Source organism: Streptosporangium sp. NPDC050284 (assembly GCF_044459525.1).
In the GTDB taxonomy this organism is placed as follows: Bacteria; Actinomycetota; Actinomycetes; order Streptosporangiales; family Streptosporangiaceae; genus Streptosporangium.
Genome location: NZ_JBITIZ010000032.1, coordinates 29,281 through 43,237 on the forward strand (window position 1 = coordinate 29,281; position 13,957 = coordinate 43,237).

The window sequence follows — 13,957 nt, forward strand, 5'->3', positions numbered from 1 at the left end:
CGATGATCCCACTGTTCAGCGTGTCGATGTCCGCCGACGCCCCGGCCGCGGTCGCCCAGATCCTGGGCAGCGGCAGGATCGGCCAGGGGGCCAAGGTCGAGGAGTTCGAGAGAGCCCTGGGTGCGGCCATCGGCAACCCCAGGGTGGCCACCCTCAACAGCGCCACGGCCGGCCTGCACCTGGCGCTGCGCCTGGTCGCCGGCGACGGCGGGCCCGGCGGCGACCCCGAGGGCGAGGTGCTGTCCACGCCGCTGACCATGGAGGCCACCAACTGGGCGATCCTGGCCAACCGGTTGCGCATCCGCTGGGTCGACGTCGATCCGGCCACCCTCAACGTCGACCTGGACGACCTCGCCCGCAAGATCTCGCCCAGGACGCGCGCCATCATGGTCGTGCACTTCGCCGGCTACCCGGTCGACCTCGACAGGCTGGAGGAGATCCTCGACGAGGCCGAGGCCAGGTTCGGGTTCCGGCCGGCGGTGATCGAGGACTCCGCGCACGCCTGGGGCGCCACCTACCGGGGCAGGCCGCTCGGCAACCACGGCAACATCTCCGTCTTCAGCTTCCAGGCCATCAAACACCTCACCTCGGGCGACGGCGGCGCGATCGTGCTGCCCACCGACGAGGCGCACGAGCGCGCCCGGCTGCTGCGCTGGTTCGGCATCGACCGCACCGCCGACCGGCTCCGCAACCCGCCCGACGTCCTGGAGTGGGGCTTCAAGTTCCACATGAACGACATCAACGCCTCGATCGGCCTGGCCAATCTCGCGGGCGTCGACCGGGTCCTGGCCAGGCACCGGGAGAACGCCGCCTTCTACGACAGTGAGCTCGCCGGGATCCCGGGACTGGAGCTGACCGAACGGGCGGGCGACCGGGAGTCCTCCTTCTGGATCTACCCGATGAAGGTCGAGGACCGCGAGTCGTTCATGAAGCGCATGGACGATGCCGGGATCATGGTCAGCAACGTGCACGAGCGCAACGACCTGCACACCTGCGTGCGTGAGTACTCGGCGCTGCTGCCCAACCTCGAACGCGTCGCCCCGCGCGTCGTGTGCGTCCCCGTCGGCTCGTGGGTCACCGACGAGCAGCGCGGCCACATCGTCGACACGATCAGGAAGGGGTGGTGACGCCCCCGTCACCCGGGCGGCCGGGTGCCCGTCCGCCCGGAGAGCCGGACGCGCGAGGGCACCGGACCCCCGGAAACCACCGGGAGCGGGAAGGCGCCCGTCGCGCCTCGGGCCCGGAGTCCGTTCCCGGCACGCCGATCCGGTGAGGGAGGTTCACATGTCCACAGCCCCCAGCGCCAAGGGAACCGTGCCGTTCGGTGAGCACCGGACCTGGTACCGGGTGACCGGCACGCCCAACTCGGGGCGGCCGACCGTGGTCGCCCTGCACGGAGGCCCCGGCAGCACCCACGACTACCTGGTCGGCATGGCGGTGCTCGCCGAGTCGGGATGGCCCGTCGTCCACTACGACCAGCTGGGCAACGGCGGCTCCACCCACCTGCCCGACGCGGGCACTGACTTCTGGACGCCGCAGCTCTTCCTCGACGAGCTGGACAACCTGCTGCGACGGCTGGGCGTGGACGGTGACTACGTGCTGTTCGGCCAGTCGTGGGGCGGCCTGCTCGCGGCGAAGCACGCCTCCGCCCGGCCGGCGGGCCTGCGCGGTCTGGTGGTCGCCAACGCCCCCGCCTCGTATCCGCTGTGGCTGAGCGAGATGCGGGTCCTGCGCGACAGGCTGCCGCCCGGCGTCGACGACACGCTGCGCGAGCACGAGGCCGCGGGCACGACGGACTCCAAGGAGTACTTCGACGCCATGATGGTCTTCTACAACAGGCATGTCTGCACGCTCCGGCCATGGCCGCGCGAGTTCGTCGCCACGTTCATGGAGATCTACAACGATCCCACCGTCTACTACGCGATGAACGGGCCCAGCGAGTTCCACGTGATCGGCTCGCTGCGGGACTGGGGGGTCGTCGACTGCCTGCCCGACATCGAGGTGCCCACGCTGGTGATCTCCGGGCGGCACGACGAGGCCACTCCCGCCACGGTCCGGCCGTACGCCGAGCTCGTCCCCGGCGCGCGCTGGGAGATCTTCGAGGACTCCAGCCACACTCCGCACCTGGAGGAGCCGGAGCGCTTCATCGCGGTCATGATCGAGTTTCTCAAGAGTTTGGAATAGCGATATGGAGACCGGCGCCAAGGCCGTCACGGCGATCGTCTTTCCCGGTATGGGCCCCACCAGGTTCGCCGACGTCGCCGGGTTCATGCTCGACAACCCCTCGGCGCGGCGGCTGGTCGCCCTCGCCGACGACGCGCTCGGCTACTCGCTGGTCGACCGCTTCCGCGACTCGGGAGACGACTACACGGAGGCGGCCCAGGTCGCGTTCATGGTGAACTGCCTCGCCCTGGCCGACTGGGCGGAGCGGGAGCTCGGCGTCGAGCCCGAGGTGTGCGCGGGACCCAGCTTCGGAGGCAAGGCCGCCGCAGCCTACTCGGGCGCGCTGTCCTTCGAGGACGCCGTGCGCGTGACCGCGGGGCTGGCCCGCGTCACCGAGGACTACTTCGGCCGCGAGCACACCGACGTCGTCACCCACTCCTTCGTCCGCGTCCCCGAGCCCGCGCTGAAGGAGGTGCTGGCGGAGCTGGACGCGGGGAACGAGTGGTACGACCTCTCCTGCCGCATCGACCACGACTTCCACATGCTGTCCCTGCGCGAGCGGCGGGTCGAGTGGCTGCAGGGGCGGGTGCGCTCCCTCGGGGGTCTCTCCCTCTACACCATGCGCCCCCCGATGCACTCGGCCGCGTTCGAGCCGCTGCGACGCAGGGCCGCGGAGGAGGTTCTCGACGGCCTGCGTTTCGCCGATCCGCGCCTGCCGGTCGTCGACGACCACGACGGGACCGTGCTGAGGACGGGGGAGGCGGTGCGGACGATGCTGCTGGACGGCTTCGTCCGAGCGCTGCGCTGGCCAGAGGTGGTGGCCACCCTTCGGGAGCTCGGCGTGGCCAGAGTCTGCGTCGCCGGGCAGGACAGCCTGTTCGGGCGGGTGCCCGTCACGACGAGGAACTTCACGGTGGTCCCGGTGAATCCCCGGGTGGCGACGATGCCGCAGCCGGTGCGGCGCTCAGGTGCGTGAGGGGGCCCGCGGATCCGCGGGGAGGTGTCCCGCGGGCACCCTCGGTCAGGTCACCGGTCAGGCGACGGGTCTGAACATCCCCGACAGCGCCTTCCAGAGCGTCCCCGGCGTCTCGAAGGTCTCCATGGTCAGCGCCTCGTCCCTGAACCTCACCCCGTACTCCTCCTCCAGCGTGGCCAGCAACTCGACGATGCCGAGCGAGTCCAGCCCGAAGTCGGACAGGCCGGTGTCCTCCCGGATCCTCTCGTCGGCGGGCAGAAAGGGGAGCTGCCTGCGCAGGGTTTCCTCGAAACGATCGTCCCACATGGCAATCGATTTCCCTTCTCAAGGAGAGTCGCGATGAGCGGGCGTGCGAAAAGGAGGGGCGGGGCCGTGGTTCGCGGAATTCGCCGTCGAAGTCGGTGCCCGCACCGGGCGACGCTGTGGAATCAGCCCTTCCGTTGTTGAATCTAGCGCGCGTGCGCTTCGATGTCCATCGAGCCGGCCGGAATTAATTTAATTGTCCCCGCGCTTTCCGTGAAGCGTATCCGAATAACTACGGATACTCGTCGAGATCTTAGGATGGAAATGAACGGAGAAAGCTCGCACGCCCTCTACGCGCGTTTCCTGCGCGGCCTGGAGGTGTCTCCGGGACGGGCGGCCTTCCGTGTCGACGGTGCCGTCGCCACCTACGCCGAGGTCCACCGTTCGGCGCTGCTGTGGGCCGGGGCGCTGCCACTCCTCACCCCCTCCCCGCTCGGGGCCGTCGGGGTGCTCGCCGCCAAGGGGGCCACCTCCTACACCGGCATCCTCGCCGGACTGTTCGCCGGGGCGACCGTCGTGCCGCTGCAGCCGGACTTCCCCGCGGCCCGCACCCGGCAGATGATCGAGGCCGCGGGGGTCTCCACGCTGATCGTCGACGGCCGTGGCAGGGCGCGAGCCGCCGAGCTGCGCGAGGCGGGGCTGGACGTCGAGGTTCTCGAACCGGCGATCACCTCCTTCGATCCGGAGTGCGCGCTCGCGCGTCCGCGTCCCGTCGCCCCCTCCGACGTCGCGTACGTGCTGTTCACCTCCGGCTCCACCGGACGCCCCAAGGGGGTGCCGATCACCCACGGCAACACCGCTCACTACTTCGACCTCCTCGACGCGCGCTACGACTTCACCCCGGACGACGTCTTCTCGCAGACCTTCGACCTGACCTTCGACTGCGCGATGTTCGACCTGTTCTGCGCCTGGGGCGCCGGGGCCACGGCGGTCGCCGTACCGCCGCACGCCTACCGGGACCTGCCGGCCTTTTTGCGGCAGCAGGGCGTCACGGTGTGGTTCTCCACGCCGAGCGCCATCTCCATGGTCCGCAGGACGGGCCGCCTGGAGCCGGGCACGATGCCCGACCTGCGCTGGAGCTTCTTCGCCGGCGAGGCGCTGAAGTGCGCCGACGCCGCCGACTGGCAACGGGCGGCGGGCGCCTGCGCGCTGGAGAACCTCTACGGGCCGACCGAGCTCACCATCACCATCGCCGGTCATCGCTGGGACCAGGAGACCTCCCCGGCTCTGGGCGTGAACGGCATGTCGCCGATCGGAACCGTCAACGACGGGCACGACCACGTGCTCCTGGACGACGAGGGCCGGCCCGCCGAGGTCGAGGGCGAACTGTGGATCACCGGGCCGCAGACCACCCCCGGCTACCTCGACCCCGCCGACGACGACGGCCGGTTCGTCGAGCGCGACGGGCGCACCTGGTACAACACCGGCGACCGGATCCGCCGGGCGGCCAACGGCGAACTGGTCTACCTGGGCAGGGCCGACGCGCAGGTGCAGGTGCAGGGCTGGCGGGTGGAGCTCGCCGAGATCGACCACGCCGTGTGCGGCTGCGAAGGGGTCGACGACGCGGTGACCGTGAGCAGCACCATCAACGGCGTCACCGAGCTCGTCGTGTTCTACACCGGGACGCCCTCGCGCCCGGCGGACCTCGCCGCCGGGCTCCGCCGGGTCCTGCCGCCGGGCATCGTCCCCCGCCACTACCGGCACATGGACGAGCTGCCGCTGAACCCCAATCGCAAGGTCGACCGTGCGGGCCTGCGCGACCGGGCCACCACCGTGCTCGCCGGTGCCGGCCGGTCTGTGTGACGGTTGCCGGAAACGGCGCGACCCATGGATACGGAATTTCACCCGTCAGGTCCTGCAGCGCCACACCCAATGGCGCCCAGGACAGCGAATGTGTTCTCCTGGAAGCCGCCTCGGAAAAGGGTGCCGAGCATGCGTGGATGATCTCGGAATCCTTTAGGGGGGCGTAGGGGTGTGGGGTCCGGGGAGTGCCGGGGTAACGTTTCCATGTATTTGTTCGGCTCCCACTTATTGAGTAAGTGGTATGAGAGCCGGAGTGAATTCTTTTTTCATTCAGGAACGGGAGAGTCGCGTTGGAAGGCTTGGTACCCGGGACACCGCCACTGCGGTCGGATCTCCTGCACCACCTGCTGGACGACGCCGCGGCCGCGGGCCCGGCCGAACCCGCGGTCCGCGACTCGCGGGGCGCGTGGAGCTACCAGCGGGTCGTCGAACTCAGCCACGCCTTCGACGGCTGGCTGGCGGACCGGGGGGTGATCCCCGGCGACCGGGTGATCGTCCAACTCCCCAACCGGCGTGAGGTGGCCCCCATCGTCTACGGCGTCTCCAGACGCGGCGCCGTCCTCGTGCCGCTGAACCCCGGCATGAAGTCCTTCCACCTGGGATCGGTCCTGAAGGACTCCGAACCCGCGCTGGTCATCGGGACCGGGAGCTCCGGGGAGACCGTGCGGGAGACCGGCACCGAGGTGCCCGTACACGACATCGACGAGATCTGGGCCGAGGTGGAGGAGCGGGCCGGCCGGCCCGCCGAGCGCGAGCCCGTCAAGATCTTCCCGGAGGACGTGGCGATCCTCATCTACACCTCGGGCAGCACCGCCGCGCCCAAGGCCGTGGTCTGCCCGCACGCCCGGGTCACCTACGCCGCCTCCGCCATCAACGCGGTGCTCGGCTACCGGCGAGGCGACGTGGTCTTCTGCCGCCCGCCGATGTCCTTCGACTACGGCCTGTACCAGATCTTCCTGTCCGCCCTCGGTCACGCGGAGCTGGTGCTGGCCGGTGACGAGCCGGACCTGGTGCTGCTGCGGCAGATCCGCGAGTGCGGAGCCACGATCGTCCCGGTCGTCCCCTCCCTGGGCGGGATGATCGCGACCCTGGCCAGGCGCGCCCCCGGCTCCGCGCCCACCGTGCGGATGTTCACCAACACCGGGGCGGCGCTGCCGACCGCGACCATCGACAGCCTGCACGAGTCGTTTCCCGGCGCGCGGGTGGTCCGGATGTACGGCATCACCGAGTGCAAGCGCGTCACCATCATGGAACCGGAGCTCGACACCGAGCGTCCCGGCGCGTCCGGCAGGCCGCTACCGGGCACCCGGGTGCTCATCCTGGACGGCGAGGGCCGCCCGGTGCCCCCGGGGGAGGTCGGGGAGATCGTCGTGGCCGGGCCGAACGTGATGGCCGGCTACTGGCGCGACCCCGTCCTGACCGCGCGCGCCTACCGCCCCGACCCCGACACCGGCGAGGTGCGCCTGCACACCGGCGACTACGGACGGCTCGACGAGGACGGCTACCTCTACTTCCAGGGGCGGCGAGACGACATGTTCAAACGCAAGGGCACCCGGATGAGCACGGTGGAGATCGAGGCCGCCGCGATGGACATCCCCGGCGTCACGGCGGCGGTCGCGCTGCCCCCCGACGAGCACCGCGACCTCGTCGTGTTCGTGGAGGGCGACCTGCCCTCCCACGTGGTGTTGCGCGAGCTGGCCAGGCGGCTGGAACCGCCGAAGGTGCCCGCCGCCTGCCACGTGCTCGACAGGTTCCCCCTCACCCTCAACGGCAAGAACGAGCGCAAGCGGCTGGCGTCGCTGCTGGAGGAGAGTGCGCGATGACGCGGAACGCGGACCTCGTCGCCAGGTACGGCTCCCCGCTGTACGTCTACGACCTCGACCGTGTCACGGCCGCCCGTGACTCCCTGCTGTCCTCGCTTCCCGAGGGCTTCGAACTCTTCTTCTCCTTCAAGGCCAACCCGCACCCGCAGATCGCGCGGGCGCTGCGCGGGGACGGTGAGCGCGGCTGCCTGGCCGAGATCAGCTCGACCGGAGAGCTGACCGCCGCGCTGGAGGCCGGTTTCACCGGCCCCGAGATGCTCTACACCGGGCCGGGCAAGACCCACGAGGAGCTGGAGGTCGCGATCGGCGCCGGGGTCACCTCGTTCTCCGTGGAGTCGCCGAGCGACCTGCGGCACGTGGGAGAGGTCGCGACCGGGCACGGCGTGGTCGCCGACTGCCTGCTGCGCGTCAACAGCGCCACCTCAAGCGCCGCCACCAGCATCAGGATGACCGGCACGCCGTCGCAGTTCGGCATCGACAGCGAGACGCTGCCGGAGCTGATGCCCGAGCTGCGCGCGGTGCCCGGCACCCGGCTGTTCGGGGCCCACCTGTTCTCACTGAGCAACGCCAAGGACGAGGAGAGCCTCGTCGGCGAGTTTCGCCACACCATCTCCGTCGCCGCGCGACTCCGGCGGGAGGTGGGCCTGCCCGTCCACCTCCTGGACATCGGCGGGGGATTCGCCGCCCCGTACCTCTCGCCGGGAGAGCGGCCCGCCTACCCCAACCTCCGCGCGGAGCTGGAAGGAATCCTCGACGAGGAGTTCCCCGACTGGCGCCGCGGCGTCCCTCGGATCGCCTGCGAGTCAGGCCGTCACCTGGTCGGCGACTGCGGGGAGCTGCTGTGCACCGTGGTCAACATCAAGGAGAGCCGGGGCCGCAAGTTCGTCATCCTCGACGCGGGCATCAACACCCTCGGCGGCATGTCAGGACTGGGCCGGCTGTTGCCGGTGTCGGTGCGGCTGGAGGAGACCGACCCCGCCGAGCGGGAGGTCGCGACCCTGGCGGGGCCGTTGTGCACGCCGGGCGACGTGCTCGGCAAGAACGTGCCGCTACCGGTGCTCAAGGTCGGCGACGTGGTAAGCATCCCCAACGCCGGCGCGTACGGGATGACCGCGAGCCTGCTGATGTTCCTCGGGCGCCCCGCGCCCACCGAGGTCGTCGTACGCGGCGGCGAGGTCGTGTCCGCCTCGCGCGTCGAGTTCACCAGGAAATACGACTGAGATCCCACCGGCCCCGACCTCAGTGGCCCGAGCCCCTGCCGAGCCCTCGCCGGGCCCTGACCTCGGCGGCACGAGCCCCGGCAGGGCGGAGCGGCGGGGCCGTCCGGCGCGGACCCGCGGTGGTCTCCGCCGACTTCGAAGACCTATACGGCTTTTCACACGACGTGGAGTGGACCGATGAGCGAGTCCGAGCAGTTCGTTTCCAGCACCTCCGACGTGGCGGGCGGCAGGCAGGGAGAACCTTCGGCGTTCGCGTCATCCCTCGCGGACCTGCCCGTCGAGCGGCGGCTCGGCTTCCTGGTCGGGCTCGTGCACGACCTGACCGTCGAGATCCTGGGGAACATGCTCCCGTACGCGCCGGAGGAGGTGAACCCCGACCAGGCGTTCAGGGAGATGGGCTTCGACTCGCTCGCCGCCGTCGAACTGCACGACCGGCTGGCCGAGAGGATCGGCGCGGAGCTGCCGATGACGATCGCCTTCGACCACCCCACCCCGGCGGCCGTCGCCGCCTACCTGTTCACCGAGGTCCTCGACCTGGCAGGGGAGAGGGTCTCCGAGGTCCGCGCGGCCGCCGGTTCCGACGAGCCGATCGCGATCGTCGGCATCGGCTGCCGCTACCCGGGCGGCGTCGCCACTCCCGAGGAGCTGTGGCGGCTCGTCGCCGAGGGGCGCGAGACGGTCACCGGGTTTCCCACGGACCGTGGGTGGGATCTGGGCCGGCTGTTCGACGACGATCCGGCGAAGTCCAACACCAGCTACGCCCGCGTGGGGCACTTCCTGCACGACGCCGCGGAGTTCGACCCCGACTTCTTCGGGATCAACCCGCGCGAGGCCGAGGCGATGGACCCGCAGCAGCGCCTCCTCCTGGAGACCGCCTGGGAGGCCTTCGAACGAGCCGGTATCGACCCGCGTTCGCTGAAGGGCAGCCAGACCGGCGTGTTCATCGGCGCGGAGCCGCAGGACTACGGACCCCGCCTGGACAAGGCGCCCAGGGAGATCGAGGGATACCTCGTCACCGGCAACGCCACCAGCGTGGTGTCCGGCCGGATCGCCTACGCCCTCGGCCTGGAGGGTCCGACCCTCACCGTCGACACCGCCTGTTCCGCCTCCCTGGTCGCGATCCACCTCGCCTGCCAGTCGCTGCGGACCGGCGAGACCTCGCTCGCCCTCGCCGGCGGCGTGACCGTGATGTCCACCCCCGGCACCTACACCGCGTTCAGCCGGCAGGGCGTGATCGCCGCCGACGGCCGCTGCAAGGCGTTCTCCGCCTCCGCCAACGGCACCGGCTTCTCCGAGGGTGTCGGCGTCATCGTGGTCGAACGGCTCTCGGACGCGGTGCGCGCCGGGCACCCGGTGCTGGCGGTCATCCGTGGCTCGGCGATCAACCAGGACGGTGCCAGCAGCGGGCTGACCGCGCCGAACGGCCCCTCGCAGGAGCGGGTCATCCGCCAGGCGATGGCGAACGCCGGACTGTCCAGCGGGGACGTCGACGTGGTCGAGGCGCACGGCACCGGCACCAAGCTGGGTGACCCGATCGAGGCGCACGCCCTGCTGGCGACGTACGGGCGCGACCGTGGCGACGCCCAGCCGCTCAAACTGGGCTCGATCAAGTCGAACATCGGCCACACCCAGGCGGCCGCCGGCTCGGCCGGTGTGATCAAGATGGTGATGGCGATGCGGCACCGCGTGCTGCCCCGCACCCTGCACGTCGACGAGCCCTCCCCGTACGTCAACTGGTCCGTCGGCGCCGTCGAACTGCTGACCGAGGACCTGCCCTGGGACAAGTCCGGCGCCCCGCGCCGGGCCGCGGTGTCCTCCTTCGGCGTCAGCGGCACCAACGCCCACGTGATCCTGGAGGAGTCCCCGGCCGCCGAGCGCGTCCCGGACGACGTGGGCGGCGAGGGCGGCGAGGGCGGCGAGGGCGCAGCGCCGGCCGCCGTCGCGAAGGAGCGGACCGAGCCCGCCGCGGTGCCGGTGGCGCTGTCGGCCAGGGGAGAGAAGGCGCTGCGCGACCAGGCCGCGCGCCTCGCCGCCCACGTGGAGGCCCACGAGGACCTGGGACTGGTCGATCTCGGACACTCCCTGCTGACCACACGGTCGGCGTGGGACCACCGCGCCGTGGTCGTCGCCGGGGACAGGCAGGAACTGCTCGCCGCCCTCGCCGCCCTCGCCGAGGGCGAGTCGGCCCCCGGCGTGGTCGAGGGCGTCGCCTCCGCCGGGGAAGGCCCGATCTTCGTCTTCCCCGGTCAGGGGTCCCAGTGGGCGGGAATGGCCGTCGAGTTGCTCGACTCCTTCCCCGTCTTCGCGCGGAGCATGGAGGAATGCGCGGCGGAGATCGAGACCCACGTGGACTGGAGACTGCTCGACGTGCTGCGCGGCGCACCGGACGCGCCCTCCCTGGACCGGCTGGACGTGGTCCAGCCGGTGCTGTTCGCGGTGATGGTCTCGCTCGCCGCGCTCTGGGAGTCCTACGGGGTCAGGCCGGCCGCCGTCGTCGGTCACTCGCAGGGCGAGGTGGCCGCCGCGTATGTGGCCGGAGGATTGTCGCTGGCCGACGCGGTACGCGTGATCGTGCTGCGCAGCCGGCTGTTCACCGAGACCCTGCTGGGCAAGGGCGGGGTCGCCGCGGTCGCGCTGCCCGCCGACGAGGTCGAGCGGCGGCTCGCCCGCTGGCACGGCAAGCTGTCCGTCGGCGGCAAGAACGGCCCCCGCTCCTCGACCGTGGTCGGCGACGCCGGCGCCCTGGCCGAGCTGGTCGCCGGATGCGAGGCCGAGGGCGTGCGCGCCCGCCGCGTGCCTGCCTCCTCGGTCGCCTCGCACTGCGCCCAGGTCGATCCGCTGCGCGAGCGGCTGCTGGAACTGCTCGCCCCGGTCTCCCCGAAGACCGGCCACACCCCGTTCTACTCGACGGTGACCGGCGGCCTGCTCGACACCGCCGAGCTGACCGCCGAATACTGGTTCGGCAACGCCCGCTACCCGGTGGAGTTCCACCAGGTGGTCCGGATGCTGCTGGCCGAGGGACACCGCGTGTTCCTGGAGTCGAGCCCGCACCCGGTGCTCGTGATGAGCGTCCAGGACACGATCGACGAGGCCGGCGTCGACGCCTCCGCCTTCGGCTCCCTGCGCCGCGACGAGGGCGGCCCGCGCCGTTTCCTCGCCTCGGCGGCCGAGGCCCACGTCCGCGGCCTGAGCGTCGACTGGGAGCAGGCGTTCGCCCCGTACGGCCCGCGGCGGGTCGACCTGCCCACCTACGCCTTCCAGCACCGAAGCTTCTGGCTGGACGCCGACGTGTCCGGAGGCGACGTCACCTCGGCGGGGCTGGTCGCCGCCGAGCACCCGCTGCTGGGCGCGGCCGTGATGCTCGCCGACTCCGACGGGGTGCTGTTCGCCGGCCGCCTCTCGCTGCAGACCCACCCCTGGCTCGCCGACCACGCGGCCTCGGGCACCGTGCTGCTGCCGGGTACGGCGTTCGTGGAGCTGGCGGTGCGTGCCGGTGACCAGGTGGGATGCGGGGTGGTGGACGAGTTGGCCCTGGAGGCGCCGCTGCCGCTGGGGGACGACGGCGTGCAGGTACAGGTGTCGGTAGGTGCGCCCGACGGGTCCGGTCGCCGTCCGGTCGCCGTCCACTCGCGCTCGGAGAGCGCCCCGCTCGACGCCCCGTGGACCCGTCACGCGACCGGTTTCGTGACCCCTGCCGGATCTCCGGAGGTGTTCGATCTCGTCGAGTGGCCTCCGGCGAATGCGACGCCGGTGGAGGTGGACGGCCTGTACGAGCGGCTGGCGGGCCAGGGTTACGGCTACGGCCCGGTGTTCCAGGGGGTGCGGGCGGCCTGGCGGCGCGGTGAGGAGATCTTCGCGGAGGTGGACCTGCCCCAGGGCGTGGCCGCCGACGCCGGGAGGTTCGGCCTGCACCCGGCGCTGCTGGACGCCGCCCTGCACGCCGAATCGCTGCTGGAGGGCGAGCAGGAGACCGCAGGGCGCGGCGTGAGCCTGCCGTTCGCCTGGAGCGGGGTCTCCCTTTATGCCACCGGCGCCTCCGCCGTGCGGGTGCGGCTGTGGTCGGAGGGTCCGGACACCGTGTCACTGCGGCTGGCCGACACCTCAGGGGCCGCCGTCGCGTCCGTACGCTCGCTGGTCTCGCGCCCCGTCTCCGCAGAGTCGCTCTCCGCGGCCACCACCTCGCGTCACGACTCCCTGTTCCGCCTCGACTGGGCGGTGCTGCCGGTGGTGGAGACGCCGGGGGCGAGCGGGGCCGCCCTGCTCGGCCCCGACACGCACGGCCTGCGGTCGGCGGGCGTGGTGGGCGGGGAGTTCGCCGACCTGGGGTCGCTCGCGGGTGCGGACGCGGTTCCCGACCTGGTGTTCACCTCCTTCCCGGGAGCCGGGGCCGACGCGGATGTGGCGGGCGAGGCACGACAGGCCACGCGCCGGGCTCTGGGGCTGGTGCGGGAGTGGCTGGCCGAGGAGCGGTTCGGGTCGGCGCTGCTGGTGGTGGTGACCCGGGGCGCCGTCGCGACCGGGCCCGGTGAGGATGTGCGCGACCTGGCGAACGCGCCGGTGTGGGGCCTGCTGCGGTCGGCGCAGTCGGAGAACCCGGATCGCATCGTGCTGGTGGACCTCGACGAGCACGACGTGCCGGGCGCGGCCCTGCTCGCGGCCGCGGGCTCCGGCGAGCCGCAGCTGGCCGTACGGTCCGGCACGGTGCTCGTCCCCCGCCTGGCGCGGGCGGCGGGCGGGGACGGGCTCGCGGTGCCGGCGGGGGTGGCCGAGTGGCGGCTGGACGCGCCGGTCAAGGGGAGCCTGTCGGACCTGGCGCTGGTCCCGGCACCCGAGGCGGCGAGGGCACTGGAGGCCGGTGAGGTGCGGGTCTCCATCCGCGCGGCCGGGCTCAACTTCCGGGACCTGGTCGTCACCCTGGGCATGGTGCCCGAGAACGACGAGCCCATCGGCGGAGAGATCGCCGGCGTGGTGCTGGAGGTCGGTGCCGGGGTGGACGACCTGGCGCCCGGTGACCGGGTCTTCGGTCTGCTGGACGGCGCGTTCGGCCCGGTGGGGGTGACCGACCGGCGGCTGCTCGCGCCGATTCCCCAGGGCTGGACCTTCGAGCGGGCCGCGTCCGTCCCGGTGGTCTACCTCACCGCCTACTACGGGCTCGTCCAGCTCGGTGGCCTGAGCTCAGGGGAGTCGGTGCTGGTGCACGCGGGTGCCGGTGGGGTGGGTATGGCGGCGGTGCAGCTGGCGCGGTATCTGGGGGCGGAGGTGTTCGCGACGGCGAGTCCTGCCAAGTGGGGGGTGTTGCGGTCGTTGGGGCTGGATGAGGAGCACATCTCCTCGTCGCGGGATCTGGACTTCGAGGAGCGTTTCCTGGGGGTGACGGGTGGTCGCGGGGTGGATGTGGTGCTGAACTCGCTGGCGCGTGAGTTCGTGGACGCCTCCTTGCGTCTGCTGCCCCGAGGCGGCCGGTTCCTGGAGATCGGCAAGACCGACCTGCGCGCCCCCGAGGAGATCGCCACCACGTGTCCCGGAGTCGACTACATCCCGTACTCGCTGATGGAGGCGGGGTTCGACCGCCTGCGCGACATGTTGGCGGAGGTGCTTGGGCTGTTCGGGCGGGGGGTGTTGCGGCCGTTGCCGGTGCGGTCGTGGGATGTGCGGCGGGCGCCGGAGGC

8 protein-coding genes are annotated in these 13,957 nt (G+C 71.7%); 7 read left to right on the top strand and 1 reads right to left on the bottom strand.

From position 1 onward, the window contains the following. Window positions 1-2 precede the first annotated feature (2 nt). From ACIBH4_RS38090 to ACIBH4_RS38100, 3 genes are all read left to right on the top strand, one after another. On the top strand, window positions 3-1,127 hold the full coding sequence (locus tag ACIBH4_RS38090) for a DegT/DnrJ/EryC1/StrS family aminotransferase (protein ID WP_362522002.1): 1,125 nt from the start codon (window positions 3-5) through the stop codon (window positions 1,125-1,127). A 157-nt stretch (window positions 1,128-1,284) separates the two neighbouring features. After that, on the top strand, window positions 1,285-2,184 hold the full coding sequence (locus tag ACIBH4_RS38095; protein ID WP_362522004.1) for a proline iminopeptidase-family hydrolase: 900 nt from the start codon (window positions 1,285-1,287) through the stop codon (window positions 2,182-2,184). A gap of 4 nt (window positions 2,185-2,188) precedes the next feature. Then, window positions 2,189-3,139: an ACP S-malonyltransferase gene (locus ACIBH4_RS38100; protein WP_362522006.1), complete on the top strand. Its 951-nt coding sequence runs from the start codon at window positions 2,189-2,191 to the stop codon at window positions 3,137-3,139. Between the two features lie 57 nt (window positions 3,140-3,196). Here ACIBH4_RS38100 and ACIBH4_RS38105 read toward each other — a convergent pair whose 3' ends face one another. Next, window positions 3,197-3,445 (bottom strand): acyl carrier protein, encoded by a 249-nt coding sequence (locus ACIBH4_RS38105; RefSeq protein WP_362522008.1) that lies wholly within the window; start codon window positions 3,443-3,445, stop codon window positions 3,197-3,199. 261 nt (window positions 3,446-3,706) lie between these two features. Between ACIBH4_RS38105 and ACIBH4_RS38110 the strand changes: the two genes are divergently transcribed. The 4 genes from ACIBH4_RS38110 to ACIBH4_RS38125 form a co-directional block, all read left to right on the top strand. After that, window positions 3,707-5,245, top strand: a complete 1,539-nt coding sequence (locus tag ACIBH4_RS38110; protein ID WP_362522011.1) for an AMP-binding protein — start codon at window positions 3,707-3,709, stop codon at window positions 5,243-5,245. A gap of 290 nt (window positions 5,246-5,535) precedes the next feature. Then, window positions 5,536-7,068 carry an AMP-binding protein gene (locus ACIBH4_RS38115; protein WP_362522013.1) on the top strand — a complete coding sequence of 511 codons (1,533 nt, stop codon included), beginning with the start codon at window positions 5,536-5,538 and terminating at the stop codon, window positions 7,066-7,068. After that, the gene (locus ACIBH4_RS38120) at window positions 7,065-8,288 is read left to right on the top strand and encodes a type III PLP-dependent enzyme (RefSeq protein WP_362522015.1); all 1,224 of its coding nucleotides are present in this window, start codon (window positions 7,065-7,067) and stop codon (window positions 8,286-8,288) included. Before ACIBH4_RS38115 ends, ACIBH4_RS38120 begins: the two co-directional genes overlap by 4 nt. A gap of 177 nt (window positions 8,289-8,465) precedes the next feature. Then, window positions 8,466-13,957: beta-ketoacyl synthase N-terminal-like domain-containing protein (locus ACIBH4_RS38125; protein WP_399173793.1), on the top strand; the 5,492-nt coding region annotated here is incomplete at its 3' end.

Bases quoted from the DNA above. Each gene is read 5' to 3' on its own strand.
- ACIBH4_RS38090 (WP_362522002.1), top strand. From the start codon at position 3: ATGATCCCACTGTTCAGCGTGTCGATGTCCGCCGACGCCCCGGCCGCG.
- ACIBH4_RS38095 (WP_362522004.1), top strand. From the start codon at position 1,285: ATGTCCACAGCCCCCAGCGCCAAGGGAACCGTGCCGTTCGGTGAGCAC.
- ACIBH4_RS38100 (WP_362522006.1), top strand. From the start codon at position 2,189: ATGGAGACCGGCGCCAAGGCCGTCACGGCGATCGTCTTTCCCGGTATG.
- ACIBH4_RS38105 (WP_362522008.1), bottom strand. From the start codon at position 3,445: ATGTGGGACGATCGTTTCGAGGAAACCCTGCGCAGGCAGCTCCCCTTT.
- ACIBH4_RS38110 (WP_362522011.1), top strand. From the start codon at position 3,707: ATGAACGGAGAAAGCTCGCACGCCCTCTACGCGCGTTTCCTGCGCGGC.
- ACIBH4_RS38120 (WP_362522015.1), top strand. From the start codon at position 7,065: ATGACGCGGAACGCGGACCTCGTCGCCAGGTACGGCTCCCCGCTGTAC.